The following is a 20,404-nucleotide window of genomic DNA, read 5'->3' on the forward strand; positions in this document are numbered from 1 at the left end:
CCGGGGCGCCGGGTTCTCACTCGAGGCTCCCGAGGGCGTCCGATTCCTCTCCCGCTCGCGGGTGTTCACCGACGACGAGGCCGCGATACTGGATGCCTCGCCACCCAAGGTCGGCGCCGACTTCGACGGCTGAGCCGAACCGACCGATGAAATACTGATGGATCTGCGCCCTCCCAGGGCTCAGATCCATCAGTATTTTGCTGCCGGCACGGCCGTGCGTGGATGACCTAACCGAAGAGCAATACGCCGCCGAGTGCGATTCCCGCAACCACGACCGTGGTGAGTGCAGCCTGAACGAACGGGCGCCAGCCGACCGCACGCATCACCTGCACGCGCACGCCGAGTCCCAGGGCCGCCATCGCGATGGTCAGCAGCGCCACCTGCGCGAACTTGCCGACCTCGATGGCCGCGTCGGGCAGGATGCCGAGCGAGCGGATCACGGCGAAGGCGACGAAGCCGATGATGAACATCGGGACGATCGGAGGACGCTTGCCCGCGTTGCCGGTGATACGCCGCTGCCGGATGCTGAGGACCGTGACAATCGGAGCCAGCATCATCACGCGGGCCAGCTTGACCACCACGGCGAGGGTCAGCGCGCCGCCGCCGATCATGCCGCCTGCCGCGACCACCTGGGCGACCTCGTGGATCGCACCGCCGGCCCACAGACCCGCCACTTCGTCCGACAAACCCATGCCGTAGGCGGCAAGCGGAACCAGCGGGATCATCAGGGTGCCGAAGATGACGACCGTGCCGATCGCCGTCGCGGTGTCCTCCTCGTCGGCGTCGATCACGCCTTCGACAGCGGCCACTGCCGCAGCGCCGCAGATCGACATGCCGCAGGCGATCAGGATCCGTCGAGCGAAGGGAATTCCGAGCGCCTGCCCGATCAGCAGACCGGCGGCAATACCGCCGACCACGATCGCGACGACCACCAGCAGCATGCCGAAGCCGAGTCCGAGGACGTCGCCGAGAACCAGCTGCAGGCCGAGGAGTGCGACGCCGATGCGCAGCAGGACCTTCGACGACAGCTTGATGCCCGGGCCGCACGATTCGGGGACGCGCACCACGTTCGCGACGACCGCCGCGATGATGATGGCGAGAAGCAGCGGACTCGCGGCGGGTACCAGGAGATTGATGCCGACAGCCACCACAGCGATTCCGCCGCATACGGCGAGTCCGGGGAGGACGCCACCGAGCCTCTTCTGGTCCATCGGCTCCGTCTCCTGAGTTTCGTTGCGATTCAGCATCTCGGTCATAGGACTACCTTCGCGGGAATCCGACCAGCACAGAACCCGGATATCCAACATGGGGATATATCAGTTCGATATGGGGTAATGTCGCGCCGTGGACATCCGCTCGCTCGATCTGCGAGCACTGCAGTTGCTGGTCGGGGTCGACGATCACGGCAGCCTCAGCGCCGCCGCGCGAGCCCTCGACACCGCACAGCCCAACGCCTCGCGGGCCATCAGCCGTCTGGAGCGCCAACTCGGCGTCCGCCTCCTCGAGCGCGTCACCACCGGTTCGCGGCTGACCCCCGACGGCACCGTGCTGGTGCATTGGGCACGACAGATCGTCGAGGGCGGGCAGGCGATGCTCGACGTCGCCGCGGGTCTCAACGGCGACACCGCCGCCGAGATCACCGTCGACGCGTCGATGACCGTCGCCGAGCACCTGATGCCCCTGTGGCTTGGCACCTTCCGCGCCGAGCACGCCGACACCACCGTCCATCTGCGGATGCGCAACTCCACCGAGGTCTTCGAGACCGTCACGGCGGGCACCTGCGACGTCGGCTTCGTGGAGACACCGCTGATCCCGCGAGGTCTGCACAGCGCGGTGGTCGCACGCGATCGGCTTGTGGTGGTGGTCCCGCCCGACCACAAGTGGGTGCGCAGACACGGCCCCATCGACATCGCCGAACTCGCCGCCACCCCGCTGTTGGAGCGGGAGCCGGGGTCGGGCACGCGCACCACTCTCGAGCATGCCCTGGGCGATCACGTCCGCGCCGAGCCGCTGCTGGAACTCGGGAGCAGCGCCGCCATCCGCACCGCGGCCGCGGGCGGCGTGGGACCCGCCGTGCTCAGCACCCTGGCCGTCGCCGAATCCGCGCGCAGCGGCGACCTGCGCATCGTCGACGTCGCAGGCCTCGACCTGAGCCGCGAACTCCGCGCCGTCTGGCGTCCGCCGCGCACTCTGCAGGGGCCGGCGGCCGACCTCGTCCGGATCGCCCGCCGGTCAGCACAATAGTCATCGTGGCTCCGCAACCCGGTTACGACGCCCTCGCCGACCTGTACCACCGCACGTTTCCCGAACCGTTCCAGACAGCATTGGAACGGCGGGCGGTCGACGCGTTCGCGGACCTGGCGATCGCCGCCCGCGACGCCGGGCCGACTACCGCGGTCTCGATCGTCGACGTCGGCTGCGGGACCGGCGGCGTGTCCGCGCATCTGGGTGCGCGCGGCCTGTCGGTCCGCGGCGTCGACCCGAGCCGCGCGATGCTCGCCATCGCGCGAGCGCAGCATCCGGACCTGACGTGGAGCAACGGCGACGCCGACCTGACGGACGTCGACCTGTCTGACGTCGCCGGGGTGATCGCGCGATTCAGCCTGATTCACCTGCCGCCCGACCGCGTCCGGAGCACCCTGGCCGATTGGGCCGAGCGACTCCCCGCAGGCGCGGTGCTCCTGGTCGCGACGCAGTCGTCCGACGCTCCAGGCGTCCACGAGTTCGACCACGCGGTGGCCCGAGCCTGGCGGTGGCACGCCGATGCGCTGGCGGACGCGGTCACCACCGCAGGCTTCGACGAGCTGTGGCGGACCGTCAGTCGGCCCGACGACGACCACCGCTTCCCCGAGGTGCACCTGACGGCGGTGCGCCGATGAACGACCACCCGCTTCCGCCTGCTCGGCCGGGGTTCACCGAGCTCTTCTGGGTGCGACCGTCCACTCGCGGCCGGTGGGCGCCTGCCCTCCGCGCGGGGCCGGCCTTCCTCCTGCCCGCGCTCGTGCTGTTGGCGTCCGGTGCGGGGGCCGATGCGGTCCTCGCTGCGCTGGGATCGTTCGCGGTGTTGTTCGGCGAACGTCGTCCGTACCGGATCCGCTGGAAGTCCATCCTCATGGCCGGCCTGTTGCTGGTGGTGGTCGCGGCGCTCTTCACGATTCTGGGCGCCTGGGTGGGACCGAGCTCGTCGATCACACGCGAACTGGTGATCGTCACAGCGCTCGGCGCGCTCACCGCGGCCGGGGTCTTCGGGGTCAACGCGCTGCGCCTCGGGCCGCCCGGCCCCTTCTTCCTGGTCCTGGTCGGTGGCGTCGCCGCACTGGTCGGCCGCGCGGGTGTGCCCACCGCGTCGGTGGTGCTCTACACCGCGGCCGGTGCCGTCGCCGCGCTCGCGGTCAGCATGGCGCCCGCCCTCTGGCGTCCGCACGGCCCGGAGACCGCCGCCACCGAAACCGCCCTCGCCGAGATCGAGCAGTTCGTCGCCGACAACCGCGAACCGTCGCGGCGGCACAGCGTGGCGTCGTCGACCCTGAACGCGTGGTCGGTGCTGCACGATGCCGCACAGACCGACGGCGACCTGGCTCTGCGCCTGCGGGAATCCCATCATCGGGTACACGCCGCCGACACCGCGGCTCTGATCGCGCCGCTGCCCCGACCGAGCATCCGCCAGCGACTGCGCTCCGCCGCGCATCCGAGCAGCCATGCCTCCGTGACCGCCCTGCGCACCACCACCGCGGCCCTCCTCGCGGGCGGGATCTCGGTGGTCGCGGGCCTCGGTCGACCCGACTGGGCGGTCATGGGCGCGGTACTGGTCTTGCAAATGGGCCCCGATCGGGTGCGTGTCGGGGTCCGCGGCCTGCACCGGGTCCTCGGGACGGTCGCGGGCCTGGCGATCTTCGCCGCCCTGCACCTCCTCGACCTGCACACCGGGGCGCTGATCGCGGTGCTGGCCGTGCTCAACGTCCTCATCGAGTTGACCATGACCACCAACTACGCGTTGGCCGTCACGTTCATCACGCCCCTCGCCCTGCTGATGGGCGCAGCCGACCTGCCGCTGGGCCAGCAGATGGGTTCGCGGATCGTCGAGACCGTCCTCGGTGTGGCCCTCGCCGTCGCGATGACCTGGTTGCTGTTTCCTCGAGCGCACCGGTCCACGCTGCGGGCTGCCGATCAATCGGTCCGCGGGGCCTGCGTCTCGGTGCTCGACGTCGCCGCCGATCAGACGCCCGCGTCACCTGCGATGCGGACTCGGCGCCGCGATCTGCAGTGGCAGCTGTTGGAGGCCGAGCTGGCCGCCACCGACAGCGCCCACGACGACCCGTCGTGGGCCCGCAAGTACTGGCCGCAGCACCACGCCGTCCGGTCCGTCGGCTACGACCTCCTGTCCGCGTGCTGGCAGGCAGGCCCCGACACGCCGGTCGCCCCGGCGAGGGTCGCCGAGTTGCGCGCTCGGGTCGGCGCGAGCGCGCCGGGATCAGTACCCGGCGCCGGGAGCGACCACGGATAGCAGTTCCTCGCCCGCCTCGAAGCGGCGGATGTTCTCCGCCAGGTAGGGCGCCATCTCCCGCGTCAGGCCGGACGCCGGGTTCGCCACGTGCGGGGTGATGATGACGTTCGGGAGCGACCACAGCGGGTCGTCGAGCGACGGCGGTTCCGGATCGGTGACGTCGAGGGCCGCACCGGCGATCGTGCCGCCGAGCAGCGCGCGGTGCAGTGCGGACTGGTCGATCAGCGGGCCGCGGGCGATGTTGACTATCCAGCTGTGCGGATGCAGCTTGCCCAGGCTTTCGTCATTGATCAGATGGTGTGTCTCGGGAGTGTCGGGCGCGGCGAGGACGACATGATCGGTGAGCGCCCAGACCTCGTCTATCCGGTCCGTGGGCAACGTCTGGTGCGCGCCGGGAATCGCCCGACCGCTGCGGTTCACCGCGATCACGCGTGCGCCGCAGGCCTTGAGCAGCGGCGTCAGCTCGCGTCCGATGCCGCCCGCGCCGATGATCGCGACGGTGGCGCCGCGCAGGGTGCGGACGGCCGGATCGATCCGCTCCTTGGCCCAGTGGTCGAGCACCGCGGTGTTGATCTGCCGCAGCCCCGCCAGCAGCAGCGTCAACGCGTGCTCGGCGACGCCGGCGGCGTAGAAGCCCGAGGCGTTGGTCCACAGGCGACGGTCGTCGAGCACCTCGGCGGCGACGAACTTCTCGATGCCCGCGGTGGCGAGCGCAACCCACCGGACCGTGTCGGCGAGCTGCGGGAACCCGTCGGGCCCACCTATCCACACGAGCGCGTCGGCCTCATCGAGCGCCACCACGGCACTGCCCGACGACGTCACCGCCTCGGCCAGATGCTCATCTCGTCCCGGTTCGATCGCGATCTTCACTGCGTCTGCTCCCTTCCCCGCACTCAGGGTAGTCGGCGAGTCGTCGGGCCGTGACACACTTGCAACGACGCCGATTTGACCGAAAGAGCACATTCATGGAAATCACCGAGATCGCCGGCTACCGGGTCCTGCGACAGCTCGGCGCCGGCGGGATGGGGCAGGTGTACCTCGTCGAGCATCCCCGCCTGCCGCGACGCGACGCCCTCAAGCTGCTGGATGCGGGCGTCTCCCGAAACGACGACTTCCAGGCCCGGTTCCAGCGGGAGGCCGACCTGCTGGCACAGTTGTCGCACCCGAACATCGTCACTCTGCACGACCGTGGCGAGCACCAGGGACGGCTCTGGATCACCATGGAATACGTCGAGGGAATCGACGCAGACCATCTCCTCTCATCTCGCGGCCCGATGCCGTTCCCGCTGGCGCACTCGCTGATCTCCGGAGCCGGAGCCGCCCTCGACTACGCGTGGCGCAAGCACCGGATCACCCATCGCGACGTGAAGCCCGCGAACATCCTCCTCGCACTGGACGACAGCACTGCGCTGAACGACGCCAGTTCCGAGTTCACCGTCGAGGCGGTCAAGCTCGCCGACTTCGGCATCGCCAAGGCCGCGGAGGAGGCGACGTCGTTGACCTCCACCGGCATCACGATCGGCACGCTGGCGTACATCAGCCCGGAAGCCATCGAGGGAGATCGCGTCGACAACCGCTCCGACATCTACTCCCTGGGCTGCACGGCATTCCACCTTCTCACCGGACAGCCGCCCTTCACCGCGGGTTCCGTGACGGCCCTGATGTCCGCTCATCTGCACCTGCAGCCTCCCCCGGTCACCGATCTTGCCCCGCACGTTCCGGTGGCGGTCGACTCGGTCCTCGCCCGCGTGCTCGCGAAGAACCCCGACCAGCGGTACCAGTCGTGCGCCGACTTCGTCGCGGCACTGTCGGATGCCATGAGCGGCCGGTTCATCGCCGCTGCTCACGAGCCCTACTCGGTGACCGCGACTGCGCCAACGCCGGCCGCCGCGCCGATCGCCGCCGACACCGGCGCGAGCTCCCTTCGCGGACGGCGGTGGCCGACGATTCTCGCCGCCGCGGCGGCGGTGGCGGTGCTCGCAGCGGGCGGAACCGCGGCGTACTTGTTCGGGCAGGACGATCGTCCGGCCGCGCCTGCGGCAGCACCGTCGTCCATCACGTCGACGACTGTGGACCGCCCGACCACCACGCGAACCACGACCACCACACCCACCGTCACCGAGACGCTGGCCGTGCCGACGGTCCCGACCACGGTGGCCGCGGTTCCCGCGGAGCCCGAGCCCCTGGAAGGTCAGCCGTGCGGCCCGGATGAGTTCAACGACTACTCCGCCGACGGAACGCTGTACTGCAGCGCGATGAACGGCGCCTGGACAGATCGGACGCACCAGTCGCGCGCTGCCGTCGAAGGTGGGTCGAGCTGCAGCGAACCGGGTGCCCGCGCGCGGATCTCGCAAACCGACGCGATCGCGACGTGCAAGTACGGTCCCGACGGGACGCTGGGCTGGAACCTGTAGCGCAGCGAACCAGAAGCCGACCCGGTGCGGTCACCGTCTACCGCGCCGCGCGGCCTTGCCGAAGTTGCGGCCGGGAACCTTACCGGCCGCTTCGCGGTTGGCGCGCTTGGCGGCGGCCTTCTCCTTGGCCGTTCGCTTCGGCTGCTGCTGATCGCCGCCGCGGGAAGAGTTGGGACGACGACCGCGAACCACGCCGACGAACTCGTCGGCGAGATCGGTGGTCGGCGCAGGCCACAGCAGCACCACGCGACTGACCGGCGCACCGACCAGCGGCCGGTAGACCAGGTCGCGACGATTGTGCAGGCGGGCCAGCGATTGCGGCACCGCAAGCACACCCATTCCGGCGGCGACCAGCTCGATGGCGTCGTCGACGGTCTGCGGCCGATGGTCGAGGATGGTGCCGGGCGGCGTCGACCAGTCGAGGACGTCGTCGAGCGGCACCAGGAAACTCTCGTCGGCGACGTCGGCGGCGGTGAGCTCGTCCGCGGCGGACAGGTAGTGGTCCTTGGGCACCACGACCACGGTGGTCTCCTGGTACAGCTCGATCACATGGTGCGGGCCGGGATCGTGCACGTCGAGAGCACGCGGCAGTCGGGTGACGACGGCGTCGGCCTCAGCCCGGGATAGCACAGCGGTGCTGTTGACCACGGTGCACGAGGAGAGTTCGAGGGGCACGTCGGCGAACCGTTCACTCCACTTGCGAACCCACTTGGCCGGCATGACGCCGGGCACGTAGGCCAGCCGAAACCGTCGCGGCTCGTCGAGCCTTGCCGGGTCGTCTGAAGTCCCAGCGTCGCCTGAAGTCCCAGCGTCGCCTGAAGTCCCAGCGTCGCCTGAGGTCCCAGGGTCGTCTGAGGTTTCAGCGTCGTGCGGCATCGCATCAGAATAGTGGACCGCCGCACAGTAGACCGCCGCAGTCAGATCCGTCCGGCGAAGGCGAGGAGGCGATCGGTGGGGGCCTGCGACGCGGGGGTGCGTTCCTCACCGATGTGCCCGAGCGCGCGCATCCTGTCGATGACGTCGGCGCAGTCGCGGAGCACCTGCTCGGCGAGCTCGACGGGCGGCTCCCACGCGGCGCCGAGAGCGTCGGCGAGATCCTTGCTGTGCAGCGTGAGTTCCATGACCCGCAGGTTCATCAGTTCCCAGCCGCTGAGCTCGCCCGCCCGATGGTCGACGGGCTCCGCGAGGTCGGCCCGTTCCGCCGACTCGCGCAGCTGATGCTCGTGCTCCCAGAAGGCGCCGATCGCGTCGCCGCCGATGAAGTCGAGGTCACGGGTGGCGGCGGTGTCGGCGGAGGTGCCGCCGTCGAGCAGAATCCGATAGCGCGACGCCCCGCCCGCCACGTGATTGACCAGGTCGCGGACCGTCCAGTCGCCGCAGCCACTCGGGACGTCGAGGTCGTCGGCCAATTGTGTCAGGCCCGACACCCACAGTGATTCCGCGCTCCCGAGCAGATCGTCGCGCGCCACCGCGCCGATCACCTGGTCCGCGGTTCGCAGCTGCACGCCGATCCGTTCCAGGTCCGAGAGCCGCTCCGGCGTGGTCTGCGACGTCGCGTCACTCACCAGCACCGTGCGGTAGTCCAGCTCCGATGCGTCGAACAGCGTTGCCCGAGGGCAGTTCGGGAGGTTGCAGCCGGCCACCACGACGGTCGTGACATCGTGGTCGCCCAGTAGGGAGTCGAGCGGGGTGCGGAAGAACGCCGACCACCGCGGCTTGAACACGACGAACTCGGCCGCACCGATCTCCTGGACCGCACCGAACCGCAACGAGTCCCAATCCAGGTCGACGGGTCCGGGAAGGAGCTCCCTCGGAATCGCGGCGCCCGCTGTCCCCGGCGCGACGAGAACGTCCCCGGCTTCGACGGCGACCCGGCGAAGCAGGTCGACGTCACTGTCGCCGGGCCGGTACGACCGCACCACGTGGACGATCGGCCGTCCCAGCCTGCGGAACTCGGCGACGGTCGCGGCGATGGCCGGAATCACCTCGAGGGTCCCGGACACTGCCGCCGGGCCGTCGACGAAATCGCGTTGGACGTCGATCACCGCGAGAGCTGCGTTAGCCCAGTCCGGCACCAGGTAGTCGACCACGACTCCGATCCTCGCACAGGTCGGGGGCGGCGTCAGCCCCGTTTCGGCAGGGTGTGGCCCCAAGCGTGAGATCCTCAGCCGGTACCCGGCCTCAGCTCAGATCGGGCGGCGCGGTCCGGTACGTCGGAGGCGTCGCAGACAGTCGGATCGGATTCGCGACCGTCGGCATCGTCGTCGTGCGGACCGAGTCGTCGATCTGTGCGACCGGGTCGAGACCGAGCTTCTCCGCCAGCGCGAATGCGTCGCCGAGGTCGTTGACCGGTCCGCACGGCACACCGACCGCGGTGAACCGCGGAAACCAGCCGTCGGCGGTGTCGGCGCTGAGCAATCGCGTCAGCTCCGCGATCAGCACGTCTCGATGTGCCACGCGCGATGCGTTGTCCGCGAAGCGCGGATCGTCGGCCAGCTCGGGCGCACCGAGCTCGCGGACCAGTGCCCCGAACTGACGGTCGTTGCCGACCGCCAGGATCAGGGGGCGATCGGCCGTCGGGAACGGCTGGTACGGGACCACGCTCGGGTGCGCGTTGCCCATCGCGTGCGGCACCACCCCGGCGCCGACGTAACCAGCGCTCTGGTTGGTGAGCGCCGACAGCAACGACGACAGCAGGTTGACCTCGACTCGCTGTCCCTGCCCCGTCTGATCGCGGTGCCGCAGCGCGGCGAGGATGCCGATCGCGGCATGCATGCCGGTGATGACGTCCACCAGCGCCACGCCGACCTTCGTCGGCTCGTCCGGCGAAGGTCCGGTGATGCTCATCAGACCGCCGACGGCCTGCACCAGCAGGTCGTACCCGGGCAGTTGGTTGTGACCGCCGAATCCGGTGATCGAACAGTAGACGACCCCGGGATTCTCGGCGGCGACGGCGTCGTACCCGACGCCCAGTCGATCCATGGCGCCCGGCAGAAAGTTCTCGACCACCACGTCTGCCCGGACCGCGAGATCGCGCGCGACAGCGAGATCGTCGGCGTCGCGCAGGTCGAGCGCCAACGACGATTTGTTGCGATTGACCGCCTGGAAATAGGTAGCCTGACCACCCGCATAGGGTGGCCCCCACGCTCGAGTGTCGTCGCCGGAGCCCGGCCGTTCGATCTTGACGACCTCCGCGCCGAGGTCGGCCAGCAGCATGGTGGCATACGGTCCGGCCAGCACCCGGCCGAAGTCGGCGATCACCAGTCCGTCGAGCGCCCCCGCGGTATCACTCACCGGAAGGCCGCTTCGCCGGTCAACGCCCGGCCGATCGTCAGCTGGTGCACCTCGGAGGTGCCCTCGTAGGTCAGCACCGACTCCAGGTTGTTCGCATGACGGATCACCGGGTACTCCAGGGTGATGCCGTTGGCCGCCAGAATGGTGCGGCACTCGCGGGCCACCTTGATGGCCTCGCGACAGTTGTTGAGCTTGCCGAGGCTGATCTGCGCGGGCTCCACCTCACCGGCGTCCTTGAGACGCCCGAGCTGGTACGCCAGCAGATGCCCCTTGCCGACCTCGAGCGCCATATCGGCCAGCTTGGCCTGGGTGAGCTGGTAGCCGGCGAGCGGCTTGTCGAAGATGATCCGCGACGACGCATACTCGACCGCCGTCTCCAGGCAGTCGCGGGCGGCACCGATCGCGCCGAAAATGATCCCGAAACGCGCCTCGTTGAGGCAACTGAGCGGTCCGCGCAGGCCGGCGGCCTTGGGCAGCATCGCCGACTCCGGCAGCCGGACGTCCTGCAAGACCAACTCCGAGGTCACCGACGCCCGCAGCGACATCTTGGCGCGGATCTCCGGCGCCGAGAACCCGGGGGTGTCGGTCGGGACCACGAAACCGCGGATGCCGCGCGAGCCCTCCTCCAGGTCGGTATTGGCCCAGACGACCGCGACATCGGCCACCGAACCGTTGGTGATCCACATCTTGGCGCCGTTGAGAATCCAGTCGGAGCCATCGCGCACCGCACGGGTCCGCATCCCGCCCGGGTCCGAACCGAAGTCCGGCTCGGTGAGACCGAAGCAACCGATGGCGTCGCCCGCCGCCATCTGCGGCAGCCACTCGTTCTTCTGCTCCTCGCTACCCCAGTGATGGATCGCGAACATCGCCAGCGAACCCTGCACCGATACCAGCGAGCGGATGCCCGAATCGATGGCTTCCAGTTCCAGGCAGGCCAGGCCGTAGTCCACCGCGCTCATGCCCGCGCAGCCGTAGCCGTCCAGGTGCATGCCGAGCACGCCGACGTTGCCGAGCTCCTTGGCGAGATCCTTCACCGGGATGGACGCCTCGTCGAACCAGCCCGCGACGTGCGGTCGGATCCGCTCGTTGCCGAACTCGCGGACGGTGTCGCGGATCTGGCGTTCCTCGTCGGAGAGGAGGGAGTCGAGGGCGAACAACTCGGTGACGGTGCGGGTGCTGGTCATGCTGCTTCTCCTGCTTCGATGACGGGGCCAATCTCGATGCAATGCTTTGTGCAATCGATTGCATTGTGATGGGGTGAGGGTAACCACAACGTTGACGAACCGTCAACGCCCTACCCGGACCGCTCTCACCGACTGCGAGGAACCCATGCCCGATTCGTCGCACCGGCGACCATCGCGACCGCCGACGATGAAGGAGATCGCCGAGCGAGCGGGTGTCCACGTCTCGACGGTCTCGCGCGTACTGCGACAGTCGGAGCCGGTCGACGGCTGGTCAGCGGCCGCGCAGCGGGTCCGGGAGGTGGCCGGCGAACTCGGCTACCGCCCGAACCTATGGGCGGCCAGCCTGCGGACCCGGCGCACCACCACCATCGGCGCCGTGATGCCGCGCCTCACGGACGGCGTGGTCGCCACGATCTACCAGGGCCTGGAAGAGGCGGCCCGCGCCGTCGGGTACTCGGTCCTGCTGTCGAGCCCGCCCGACGACCTCGCCGAACAGCGCGCCGCCATCGAACTGCTCGCCGGACGGCAGGTGGACGGACTCCTGCTCAGCAGCCTGCACAGCCCCGCGACGGACTTCGTCGACCACCTGGCCCTCGGCGTCCCGGCGGTCGCGCTGAACCGCCATGCGGACTCGGGGCTACCGTTCGCCGGCGGCGACGACTACGCGGGCGGTCGACTGGCCGGTCAGCATCTGCTCGACCGCGGCTATCAGCGGATCGCGGCGGTCGGCGGTCCGCTGTTCGCGACCACCGGTAGCGATCGATTGGCGGGCTTCCTCGACGCGCTCAGCAGCGCGGGCATCGAGGTCCCGACGGACCGCATCGCCCATGCCCGGATGGATGTGCAGGGCGGCATCGACGCGGCGCGGACCCTGTTGGCCCGCGACGACCGTCCGGACGCCGTCTTCTGCGTCAGCGACACGATGGCCATCGGCCTGCTCGGCGTCGCCCGCGACCTCGGGCTGTCGATCCCCGACGATCTCGGGCTGATCGGTTACAACGACATTCCCGTCGCAGGCCAGTTGCCCGTTCCGCTGACGACGGTCATCACTCCCGCTCACGAGATCGGCGAAGCGGGCGTCCGCCTGCTGCTCGGAATGATCAGCGGAACCGACCCCGAACCCGACGACGTCCGACTCCCGGTCGAACTCGCCGTCCGCGGCTCGACGCGGCGCTCACCTCAATAGCAGAAGCCGCAGACCCCGGAAGTCGAGAGCACGGTGTAGCAGGTGGGGCAAAGCTTCGGCTTCTCCTCCGGCACCGGTTCCGCCTTGGGCTTGGCCGCGGCCTTCGGCTTGGCGGCCTTCGCCGGCTTGCTCGCCGAGCCAGTGTTCGAGGCGGCCTTCGGAGTCTTCGGCTTCGCGGACTTCGGCGTCTTGGCCGCCTTGGCGGGACGGATCGCGGCACGCTTCTCAGCCACGCGCGGGGTCAGCATCGCGCGCGCACCGGCGGGCACCTTGGCACCGAAGTACTGGTAGCAGGCGAACCGGCGATGGGCGGCATCGGCGTCCGCATCGTCGGGCTTGGCGAAACCTGCCACTTCCAGGACCTTCGGATAGGCATCGCCCACCGACTGGTCCAGACGCACGCACAGGGCGGCCAGCAGCGGTTCGTCCTCGGCGCGTTGCCGAGTGACCGCAGCGAGCAGGTCGTCGATCCACAGACGCACCGGTCCGCCCGCGCGGATACCGGTGTCGGTCTGCACCTTGGAGGCCAGTTCGGCCTGCGTGATGAAGGCTCCGTACGCGCGAGCGGTCTCGATCAAGACCTCGCGGGCTGCGGTCGCCCACTCGTCGAGAGCATCGGAGAAGGGAACCGGAGTTTCGCCCACCGCACGAAAGGCGGTGATGCTCGAGTCGTCAGAGTGCACCCAAAAACGCTACGTCGAGGTACGCGGATAGTCGAATCGGATCTGGCTATGGATCCGGGGCCGCGACCCCGGTCGCAAGGTCGCGGCCCCGGACTCACCCCGGCCAGTGGCCAACGGCACAGCCGCCTCGACGCCGACCGATCAGCGCAGCCGCGCCAACGCCAGATTCGACGTGAGGTGCGCGCCGTACAACCCGAGGCCGATGAGTCCGGCCTTCCGCGTCTTCGGCACCGCAATCAACGTGCCGACCACCGTCTCGAAGGCCCCATTGATCATCAGGAAGCGATCGGTATTCTTCGGGAACGCCTGCTCGGTGATGCCGCGGAACGCGTCGGGTGCGACGAAGTGCGCCAGGCCGGTGGCGGCGAGGCCCACCCCGCCGATGGTCGCGAGCAGATTCGGGGAATTGGATTCAGTCACAGTCGTTCTCGCCTTCGTCGGGCCGTCGCACACGGCAGTTGAAATCATGTCTACCCGACCGGCTCCGACTCGGAGCAGACTTCGCGCTGAAACTTTGGCGTTCGAAGTGGTGCTCACAGCCCATGGGCTCCCTGCCCACTTCAAACGCCAAAATTTTCGGCGCGCTACGCCCTCGGGCCAACCACCGGTTCCGGGGCCTCGTCGCGCACCGTCTCCGGGTCCGTGCCGTCCCAGCACTCCACGCCGGTGAGGCCGGGGATGTCGTCGCGGTGGAACACCGGATCCAGACCGCGTGCGCGCTGGGCCGTGAAGTTGCGGAGCAACAGCACCGCGACGCCGCCGATCAGGAAGAGACCCACGATGTTCACCGTCGCCATCAGCGACGAGAAGACGTCGGCGAGGTTCCAGACCAGCGAGACCTTGGTGATCGCCCCGAAGAAGACGAAGCCGATCACCGCCACGCGGAACACGTTCAACACCCAGCGGCGCCGCGTGAAGAACGCGATGTTGGTCTCGCCGTAGTAGTAGTTGCCGATCACCGAGCTGAACGCCAGGAAGAACAGGATCACCGCGAGCAGCGGACCGGCCCACGAGCCGATGTGGTGAGCCAACGCGGTCTGGGTCAGTTGAACGCCCTCGATGTCGCTGCCGTAGTCGGGATTCGACAGCAGGATGATGAAGGCCGTGGCCGAGCAGACGATCAAGGTGTCGAAGTAGACGCCCAGGGTCTGGACCAGTCCCTGCTTGGCCGGGTGCGAGACCGCGGCGGTCGCCGCGGCGTTTGGGGTCGAGCCCATGCCCGCCTCGTTGGAGAACAGGCCGCGGCGCATGCCCTGCATGATGACGGCCCACAGCCCGCCGCCGACGAACTCCCGGACACCGAACGCGGAATTGACGATGTCGCCGATCACGCCGGGCAACGCCCCCAGGTTGGTCGCCACGATGAAGAAGGCCAGCCCGACGTAAGTGATCGCCATGATGGGCACCAACACCTGCGAGACGCCGGAGATACGATGCACGCCGCCGAAGATCACCAGCGCGGTGAGCGTGGCGAGCGTCGCCCCGATCACGTACGGCACCCACGCCGCGTCGGATCCGACAGCGAGGTCGACCGCCGCGGTGATGGAGTTCGACTGCACGGAGTTGAACACGAAGCCGTAGGTGAAGGTGATCGCGACGGCGAAGAGCAGCGACATCACGAACGCGAGTCGGCGGTTCTTGATGCCCCGACTCAGGTAATAGGCGGGTCCGCCGCGGTAGTCGGCGCCGTCGCGCACCTTGTACAACTGGCCCAGTGTCGACTCGACGAACGCCGTCGCGCCGCCGATGATCGCCAGCACCCACATCCAGAACACCGCGCCGGGACCGCCGATCGTGATGGCGACCGCGACGCCCGCGACGTTGCCGGTGCCCACACGGGAGGCCGCAGAGATGCAGAAGGCCCGGAAGGCCGAGATCTGGGTGCCGCCGGCCTTGCTCTTGGGCGGCTGCTCGCGGATCGCGCGGACCATGTCGGGCAGCAGCCGCAGCTGAACTACCCGGGTGCGCACGCCCCACCAGAGTCCCGCGCCCACCAGGAGCACGATCAGCACGTACCCGTAGCGTTCGTTGAACCAGACGACGGCGTTGTCGATGACGTCCATTCGGGAAAGTGTAGAGGCCTACGACCGACTCACCGCTCAGGCACCGCACCCTGTCGCGGCTCGGGGCCGCTCAGCGGCGAATGTGTCCGGCGAGTGCCGTCCAGGCGTCAAAACCAGACTTTTCGTCCCGCGATCGGCCGACCGACGGCCCCGAGTATCCAGAGAACCGCACCGATGACGACAAGCGCGACACCGATGTAGGTCAAGATCGCGAGCGAGAACACGAAGCCCAGGATCAGAAGTAATACTCCAACAAGGATCATTTCCGTTTCCTTCCACCCGCCGCCGTGGCCGGTTGCCGTTGTCGCAGGGTTGTTTCTATTCGCTAGGTTCCGGAATCCGGACGTCGCAGTCCTCGACCTTGGGGTTGACGCCCGCGTAGTTCAGCGGCCCCGCGACAATCGTCAGAGCGATCGTTCCCGCGGTCGCACAGTTCGCGTCCGAATCCTTGAAGTAGTCGCGCTGCACCGCCGCGACCAGTCCAATCACCAGCCAGATGAGGACGATCACGCTTAAGATTCCGCCACTGCGTCGCAAGGTCATCGCCACCCTTCGGTTCATCACACGGTGTGATGAAACAGGGGTATCCCGTCGCGCGAGACCTTAAACGTGACGCACCCTGACCTGCATCAACAGGCCAGGGTGTCCAGCGGAAGCGGAGGGATTTGAACCCCCGGTCCTGTTACAGACGCTCGCTTTCAAGGCGAGTGCATTCGGCCGCTCTGCCACGCTTCCTCAGCGACCCAGGTTAGCGCATCACGGCAAGGCGCTCGCTCCCCTGCCCCCGCGCTCCGATTGCTGGAACACTGTGGGCATGCGCGCCGTCTATGGATCCGAGCCGATCGTCGTGTCCGATGCCCCCAACCCCCGACCGCAGGCGGGCGAGGTGATCATCGACGTGGTGGCCGCGGGCGTGAACCGGGCCGATCTGCTGCAGCGGGCAGGCAACTATCCGCCGCCGCCGGGTGCGTCGAACATCCTGGGCCTGGAGGTCTCCGGAACCGTCAGCGACCTCGGCGAGGGCGTCACCGGCTGGAAGATCGGCGACGAGGTCTGCGCACTGCTGGCGGGCGGCGGATACGCCGAGAAGGTCGCGGTGCCGTCGGAGCAGGTGATGCCCGTCCCGCGCGGCATCGACCTCGTCTCGGCCGCCGCGCTGCCCGAGGTGGCGTGCACGGTGATGTCGAACGTGGTGATTACCGGCCGACTCGCGCCCGGCGAGCTGTTCCTGGCGCACGGCGGCAGCAGTGGCATCGGCACCCACGCGATCCAGTTGGCCCACGCGATGGGCTGCCGCGTCGCGACCACCGCGCGCACCGAGGCCAAGCTGGCTCGCGCCGCGGAACTGGGCGCCGACATCCTGATCAACTACCGCGACGACGACTTCACCGAACGCGTGAGGGCCGAGGGCGGAGCGGACGTCATCCTCGACATCATGGGCGCCAAGTACCTGGCCGGCAACATCGCCGCGCTGGCCACCAACGGCAGGCTGGTGATCATCGGCATGCAGGGCGGGGTGAAGGCCGAACTCAACATCGGTGCCTTGATGGCCAAGCGTGCGTCGGTCATCGGAACCACCCTGCGCTCCCGTCCGACCACCGGCGGTCCGGACTCCAAGGCCGCGGTGATCACCGAGACGGTGGCCCGCACCTGGCCGTTGATCGAGTCCGGTCACATCGTCCCGGTCATCGACTTCACCTACCCGCTGGACGAGGTGAACGCCGCCCACGCTCGCCTGCAGTCCGGCGACGCCGTCGGCAAAGTGCTGCTGACTATGTAAGCAGGGGCAGGGCGATGGGGAGAGTCAAGCGTGGTCTTCGGAGATCCTCGCGCCCAGGGTTCCGAAGAGTCCGCACAACTGCTCGAACTCGTCTTCGCTGAGCCGGTCGACGATCAGTCGTCGGACGGCGCGATCACGCGCTTCGAGAATGGGCGCCACTTCGGCCATCCCCTTGTCGGTGATCTTGACCCACTTCTGGCGGGCGTCTTCTTCGACGGAGGCGACGCGTTCGACGTATCCGCAGTCCATGAACCGACTGACCTGCCGGGACACCGTACTCAGGCCGATCTGGGTGGCCTCCGCCAAATCGCTGATCCGCATCTGCGGCGCGTACGACAGCACCTCGAGCAGGCGCCAGTCGGCGGACGTCTGGTCGATCTCCCGGAACACCGCGCGATACAGCACCCATCCGCCGCCGACGAACTGCTGCCACAGCTCACGCTGGCGTGCGCTGAGCGCCCCCTCGGCGTCGTCGGGCCCGTCTTCCGCCCCGGTACGCAAGATCGCGCCCCCTCACCTCTGTATTTCGATCTAGACGCTCAGACACTACAGTCGACGGCCGCCGCACCAGAATCAGCGGTCCACCGGTCGACCGACCGCTATTTCCGATATCACCCGAATGAGCCCAGTACCCTGATCAGCTGATCCACCTCGTATGGCGTGGAGTACGGCGACAGCCCCACCGTCACCGCACCGCCGATCTCGTCGACCCCGATCGCCTCGAGTGCTCGGCTCGGAACCTTCGCCAGCGCCGCGATCCCGTTGTCGCTCAACCGAGTACAGACATTCTCCGCCGTCACGCCGCCGACCACGAAGCTCACCACCGGCACCCGGTGGGCCTCCGCTCCCACCACGCTGACATTGGACAGATGCGACAGCGAGTTGACCAGATAGAACAGCAACCGATGCACGTACTCGTAGGTGGCGTCCATCGATGCTGTGATCTTGTCGCGGCGCGTGCCCGTGGCCTCTGGATCGAGTCGGGCGAGGTAGTCGATCGATGCGACGAGGCCGGCCAGCAGCGCCGGCGGCACCGGGTCGGGCTCCAGCCGCGCCGGACCCACCGCAGCAGGATCCATCGAGACCCGCGTCAGGGTGTGCACCTGCCCCGGTTCGGCGAAGACCATCGCGGCCACGCGGGGCCCACCCCAGCGCTCCGCGCTCACCATCACCACGTCGGCGCCGAGTTCCGCCATCGACAGCGGCACATACGGCGCGGCGGTGGAGGCGTCCACCAGCAGTCGCGCCCCGGCGGCGCGCGCGTGTCCCGCAATGGGACCGATGTCGGTGATGGCGCCGGTGACCGACGACGCCAGCGTCACCGCGAGCAACGAGGTCCGGTCGTCGACGATCTCGGCGAACTGCCAAGTGGGCAGGGTGCCGTCCTCGATGTCGATCTCCGCCCACCGCACCGGCGTGCCGTGGCGCGCCGCACCGTCGACCGCGGGCCGGAGGACGGCTTCGTCGTCGGACCGGGACAGCACGATGTTCCGATCCATCCAGGAGGCCAACGGCAGCGCATCCACCAACGCCGACATCAACGCGGCGCGCGACGACCCGAAGACCACCCCTGCGGGATCGGCGCCCAGCAGGTCGACAATGGCCTGCCGCGCGTCACGGACCGTGTCGGCGGCGGCCCGCGCCTGTGGACTGTGCGTGCCCGCGATCACCGGAAGCGACCGGAATCCGATCGACACCGCGGAGGCGACCGAATCCGGAATCTGCATCCCGGCCTGCGGATCGAGATAGATCCAACCGTCCCCGAACACGGGGAAGAGGCCTCTCACCGAGGCGACGTCGAACGGCATGCGCACAACGATACTGTCCGCACTCGGTGCACAATGGGGACATGCACCCAGCGATGTTCGGCTCGGCCACCCCGGACGACCCCGGCGCCCCGTCTGACGCCTCATTCGGCCAGGCAGGCGACGATTCGCTCATCATCCCCGGCTCGATGCCCGCGGTGGAGCACGACGGCGACGACTCCCCCGACGTGGCCGCGATGGTGGAGCAGCCCGCCAAGGTGATGCGGATCGGCACCATGATCAAGCAGTTGTTGGAGGAGGTGCGCGCCGCGCCACTCGACGACGCCAGCCGCAACCGACTCGCGGAGATCCACCGCACGTCGATCTCCGAACTCGCCGACGGCCTGGCTCCGGAATTGCGCGACGAGCTCGGCCGTCTGGCGCTGCCGTTCTCCGACGACGTGACGCCGTCCGATGCCGAGCTCCGTATCGCCCAGGCTCAGCTCGTCGGCTGGTTGGAAGGCCTTTTCCACGGCATCCAGACCGCACTGTTCGCCCAGCAGATGGCGGCGCGCAGCCAGCTGGAGCAGATGCGTCAGGGGGCCCTCCCGCCAGGAGCTTCGCCACACGACGGGCACAGCACGGGCCAGTACCTCTGATCCGCTTGTATGCTGTGGCGTTGTGTCAGCCGTAGTCAATGACGGCGGAATCCCGCCTGCACCCCCGGTCTCGGACTCGAAGACCTTCGCCCGAGGCTTCAAGGATCTCTCCGACGGGTTCCGCAATCGTGAGCTGTGGGTGCACCTCGGGTGGACCGACATCAAGCAGCGCTACAAGCGCTCGGTGCTCGGCCCACTGTGGATCACCATCGCCACCGGCGTCACCGCCGTCGCCATGGGCATCCTGTACGGCGCTCTCTTCGACATGGAGCTCAAGTACTTCCTGCCGTATGTGACGCTCGGCTTCATCTTCTGGGGCTTCATCGAGACGACGATCCTCGACGGCTCGGTGGTCTTCTCCACCAACGAGGGGCTGATCAAACAGCTGCCCGCGCCGGTGAGCATCCACGTGTACCGGATCGTCTGGCGCAGCCTCATCATCTTCGCCCACAACGTGGTGATCTACGCGATCATCCTCGTGGTCTTCCCACAGCCGCTCAATTGGACGGCGCTGCTCGTGATACCGGCGATGCTGCTCTACATCCTCAACGCGGTCTGGGTGACGATCGTGTTCGGCATCATGTCGACCCGTTTCCGCGACATCGGACAGCTGCTCAGCACCATGATCCGCCTGGTCTTCTTCATGACCCCGATCATCTGGTCGGCCAAATCGCTCGAGAACGCGTCGGCGCAGATGTCCGACCGCGCCAAGTTGGCCCAGCTCAACCCGATGTACCACTACCTCGAGATCGCCCGGGCGCCGCTGATGGGACAGTCGGTCGCGCTGTACCACTGGCTGATCGTCATCGGTTGCACGGCCGTCGGTTGGGTCGCCGCGATGCTGGTGATGCGCAACTTCCGCTCGCGCGTGCCGTACTGGGTCTAAGGGGAA

The 20,404-nt window shown here is 68.5% G+C and carries 20 protein-coding genes, 1 tRNA gene and 2 pseudogenes; 9 read left to right on the forward strand and 14 right to left on the reverse strand.

The features are described 5' to 3' along the window. A pseudogene (locus GX543_RS12450) lies at window positions 1-133 on the forward strand (DUF779 domain-containing protein); the annotation flags it as partial. Between the two features lie 94 nt (window positions 134-227). Here GX543_RS12450 and GX543_RS12455 read toward each other — a convergent pair. After that, window positions 228-1,211, reverse strand: coding sequence for a putative sulfate exporter family transporter (locus tag GX543_RS12455; protein WP_290852264.1), 984 nt, complete (start codon window positions 1,209-1,211; stop codon window positions 228-230). A gap of 133 nt (window positions 1,212-1,344) precedes the next feature. Here GX543_RS12455 and GX543_RS12460 point away from each other — a divergent pair, with 133 nt between their 5' ends. From GX543_RS12460 to GX543_RS12470, 3 genes are read left to right on the forward strand one after another with little or no spacing between them, the layout of a single operon-like run. Further along, on the forward strand, window positions 1,345-2,244 hold the full coding sequence (locus GX543_RS12460) for a LysR substrate-binding domain-containing protein (RefSeq protein ID WP_290852265.1): 900 nt from the start codon (window positions 1,345-1,347) through the stop codon (window positions 2,242-2,244). A 5-nt stretch (window positions 2,245-2,249) separates the two neighbouring features. Further along, window positions 2,250-2,879: a class I SAM-dependent methyltransferase gene (locus GX543_RS12465; RefSeq protein WP_290852266.1), complete on the forward strand. Its 630-nt coding sequence runs from the start codon at window positions 2,250-2,252 to the stop codon at window positions 2,877-2,879. Then, complete coding sequence (locus GX543_RS12470; RefSeq protein WP_290852267.1) at window positions 2,876-4,504, forward strand: FUSC family protein; 1,629 nt, start codon at window positions 2,876-2,878, stop codon at window positions 4,502-4,504. Before GX543_RS12465 ends, GX543_RS12470 begins: the two co-directional genes overlap by 4 nt. Here the strand turns inward: GX543_RS12470 and GX543_RS12475 are convergent. Then, the gene (locus GX543_RS12475) at window positions 4,472-5,374 is read right to left on the reverse strand and encodes a D-isomer specific 2-hydroxyacid dehydrogenase family protein (protein ID WP_290852268.1); all 903 of its coding nucleotides are present in this window, start codon (window positions 5,372-5,374) and stop codon (window positions 4,472-4,474) included. The genes GX543_RS12470 and GX543_RS12475 overlap by 33 nt on opposite strands. A gap of 95 nt (window positions 5,375-5,469) precedes the next feature. Between GX543_RS12475 and GX543_RS12480 the strand changes: the two genes are divergently transcribed. Further along, entirely contained in the window at window positions 5,470-6,918 is a 1,449-nt protein-coding gene (locus GX543_RS12480; RefSeq protein ID WP_290852270.1) for a serine/threonine-protein kinase, read from the forward strand. Window positions 6,919-6,948: 30 nt separating this feature from the next. Here GX543_RS12480 and GX543_RS12485 read toward each other — a convergent pair whose 3' ends face one another. The 5 genes and pseudogenes from GX543_RS12485 to GX543_RS12505 form a co-directional block, all read right to left on the reverse strand. Next, window positions 6,949-7,638, reverse strand: a complete 690-nt coding sequence (locus GX543_RS12485) for a LysR family transcriptional regulator substrate-binding protein (protein ID WP_290852298.1) — start codon at window positions 7,636-7,638, stop codon at window positions 6,949-6,951. Window positions 7,639-7,835: 197 nt separating this feature from the next. Next, the gene (locus GX543_RS12490; protein WP_366929074.1) at window positions 7,836-8,423 is read right to left on the reverse strand and encodes a maleylpyruvate isomerase family mycothiol-dependent enzyme; all 588 of its coding nucleotides are present in this window, start codon (window positions 8,421-8,423) and stop codon (window positions 7,836-7,838) included. Next, a pseudogene (locus GX543_RS12495) lies at window positions 8,415-9,008 on the reverse strand (isochorismatase family cysteine hydrolase); the annotation flags it as partial. The gene GX543_RS12490 and the pseudogene GX543_RS12495, both read right to left, overlap by 9 nt. A 91-nt stretch (window positions 9,009-9,099) precedes the next feature. Further along, window positions 9,100-10,212, reverse strand: coding sequence for a CoA transferase (locus GX543_RS12500; RefSeq protein ID WP_290852272.1), 1,113 nt, complete (start codon window positions 10,210-10,212; stop codon window positions 9,100-9,102). Then, complete coding sequence (locus GX543_RS12505; RefSeq protein ID WP_290852273.1) at window positions 10,209-11,396, reverse strand: acyl-CoA dehydrogenase family protein; 1,188 nt, start codon at window positions 11,394-11,396, stop codon at window positions 10,209-10,211. The genes GX543_RS12500 and GX543_RS12505 overlap by 4 nt, the downstream gene beginning before the upstream one ends. A gap of 145 nt (window positions 11,397-11,541) precedes the next feature. Between GX543_RS12505 and GX543_RS12510 the strand changes: the two genes are divergently transcribed. Beyond that, window positions 11,542-12,582 carry a LacI family DNA-binding transcriptional regulator gene (locus GX543_RS12510; protein WP_290852275.1) on the forward strand — a complete coding sequence of 347 codons (1,041 nt, stop codon included), beginning with the start codon at window positions 11,542-11,544 and terminating at the stop codon, window positions 12,580-12,582. Here the strand turns inward: GX543_RS12510 and GX543_RS12515 are convergent. From GX543_RS12515 to GX543_RS12535, 5 genes are all read right to left on the reverse strand, one after another. Next, the gene (locus GX543_RS12515; protein ID WP_290852277.1) at window positions 12,576-13,265 is read right to left on the reverse strand and encodes a hypothetical protein; all 690 of its coding nucleotides are present in this window, start codon (window positions 13,263-13,265) and stop codon (window positions 12,576-12,578) included. The two genes, GX543_RS12510 and GX543_RS12515, sit on opposite strands and share 7 nt — an antisense overlap. A gap of 141 nt (window positions 13,266-13,406) precedes the next feature. After that, window positions 13,407-13,685, reverse strand: a complete 279-nt coding sequence (locus tag GX543_RS12520; RefSeq protein ID WP_290852279.1) for a hypothetical protein — start codon at window positions 13,683-13,685, stop codon at window positions 13,407-13,409. Window positions 13,686-13,849: 164 nt separating this feature from the next. Further along, complete coding sequence (locus tag GX543_RS12525; protein ID WP_290852281.1) at window positions 13,850-15,328, reverse strand: sodium:alanine symporter family protein; 1,479 nt, start codon at window positions 15,326-15,328, stop codon at window positions 13,850-13,852. 318 nt (window positions 15,329-15,646) lie between these two features. Continuing rightward, complete coding sequence (locus GX543_RS12530; RefSeq protein WP_290852283.1) at window positions 15,647-15,871, reverse strand: hypothetical protein; 225 nt, start codon at window positions 15,869-15,871, stop codon at window positions 15,647-15,649. Between the two features lie 107 nt (window positions 15,872-15,978). After that, a tRNA-Ser gene (locus GX543_RS12535) sits at window positions 15,979-16,063 on the reverse strand. Between the two features lie 79 nt (window positions 16,064-16,142). Here GX543_RS12535 and GX543_RS12540 point away from each other — a divergent pair. Then, the gene (locus GX543_RS12540; RefSeq protein WP_290852284.1) at window positions 16,143-17,108 is read left to right on the forward strand and encodes an NAD(P)H-quinone oxidoreductase; all 966 of its coding nucleotides are present in this window, start codon (window positions 16,143-16,145) and stop codon (window positions 17,106-17,108) included. A gap of 24 nt (window positions 17,109-17,132) precedes the next feature. Here the strand turns inward: GX543_RS12540 and GX543_RS12545 are convergent, their stop codons facing one another. Both GX543_RS12545 and GX543_RS12550 read right to left on the reverse strand, forming a co-directional pair. Next, complete coding sequence (locus GX543_RS12545; RefSeq protein ID WP_290852285.1) at window positions 17,133-17,609, reverse strand: MarR family transcriptional regulator; 477 nt, start codon at window positions 17,607-17,609, stop codon at window positions 17,133-17,135. Window positions 17,610-17,719: 110 nt separating this feature from the next. Next, window positions 17,720-18,916: an aminotransferase class V-fold PLP-dependent enzyme gene (locus GX543_RS12550; protein ID WP_290852286.1), complete on the reverse strand. Its 1,197-nt coding sequence runs from the start codon at window positions 18,914-18,916 to the stop codon at window positions 17,720-17,722. Between the two features lie 53 nt (window positions 18,917-18,969). On the opposite strand from GX543_RS12550, the gene GX543_RS12555 reads away from it, so the two are divergent. Together GX543_RS12555 and GX543_RS12560 are read left to right on the forward strand one after the other, a co-directional pair. After that, the gene (locus tag GX543_RS12555) at window positions 18,970-19,512 is read left to right on the forward strand and encodes a bacterial proteasome activator family protein (RefSeq protein ID WP_290852302.1); all 543 of its coding nucleotides are present in this window, start codon (window positions 18,970-18,972) and stop codon (window positions 19,510-19,512) included. A 22-nt stretch (window positions 19,513-19,534) separates the two neighbouring features. Continuing rightward, on the forward strand, window positions 19,535-20,398 hold the full coding sequence (locus tag GX543_RS12560; protein ID WP_290852288.1) for an ABC transporter permease: 864 nt from the start codon (window positions 19,535-19,537) through the stop codon (window positions 20,396-20,398). Window positions 20,399-20,404: the final 6 nt, after the last annotated feature.

Origin of the sequence: Gordonia sp. (in: high G+C Gram-positive bacteria), from assembly GCF_012515855.1 — a bacterium.
Classification (GTDB): Bacteria; Actinomycetota; Actinomycetes; order Mycobacteriales; family Mycobacteriaceae; genus Gordonia.